Source organism: Oleiphilus sp. HI0086, assembly GCF_001635225.1.
The window spans coordinates 1-977 of record NZ_LWFZ01001225.1; the positions used below are offsets into that span (position 1 = coordinate 1).

The window sequence follows — 977 nt, forward strand, 5'->3', positions numbered from 1 at the left end:
ACATTGACCTGACCTTTATCGATTGAGGCGTCGGGTAGCGCATGCCCTAATACTTGACCATTATTATCCAACAAATAAACTTCAACACTTGGATTGATCATCATGGTATTGATTGCGATCCCCTTAAGTGCCTTTTTATTGATATTAAGGCTGCCATTTTCTCGCTCTGCTTTGTCTAAAAACAAAGGCTCAGATAAATGATCCAGTATGTACGGTGCCAAGTCACGATGGAGCCGCTGGGTAACTTCTTGATGATATTTATCACTGCTCCATAGCGCTAAGACAAAGAACATCCCTGTCACAAAAATACCGATGATAGATATGGTGACAGCCAGCTTTGTATAAAACGGCAGCTTTCGTCTCATCGCACCCTTTTCAATGTTCTTACTCTCCAAAACGATAACCCACCCCCCAAATTGTATTAATATATACAGGGTTTGAAGAATCCGATTCCAGTTTTGATCGCAAGCGATTTATATGAGAGTTAACGGTATGCTCATAACCTTCGTGACCATAACCCCAAACCTTGTCAAGAAGCTCACTACGTTTAAAGACCTTTCCCACATGAGATGCAAAGAACCAAAGTAAATCGAATTCTTTCGCTGTTAGATCTAGCGTCTTTTCAGCTAATTTTGCTTTTCTAGAAGAGGAATCTAAAGAAAGGCTAAGATAGCTCAATACACTCGCTTCAGGTCTTGGTTTCTCACTCTGGGCAGACCGTCTAAGCAATGCTTTTACTCTTGCCTTTAGTTCGGCCACACTAAAAGGCTTAACTAAGTAATCATCAGCACCAATCTCTAGACCTAAGACTCTATCCAACTCAGTTGAACGGGAAGTCACCATCATCAGCGGCACATAAATTTGTGAGACTCGAAGCATTCTACATAGCTCCAAACCGTCTATGCCTGGCAGTTGTAAGTCTAAAATAATGGCGTTCCACTGCTCTGATCTCGCTCGCTGAAAACCCTCAACGCCAT

2 protein-coding genes are annotated in these 977 nt (G+C 42.1%); both read right to left on the reverse strand.

Features of this window, described 5'->3' with window-relative positions; genetic code table 11:
* A partial coding sequence (locus A3756_RS21390; protein ID WP_197481445.1) for a hypothetical protein occupies nt 1-395 on the reverse strand: 395 nt, incomplete at its 3' end.
* Nucleotides 385-977: response regulator transcription factor (locus A3756_RS21395; RefSeq protein WP_068554592.1), on the reverse strand; the 593-nt coding region annotated here is incomplete at its 5' end. The genes A3756_RS21390 and A3756_RS21395, both read right to left, overlap by 11 nt.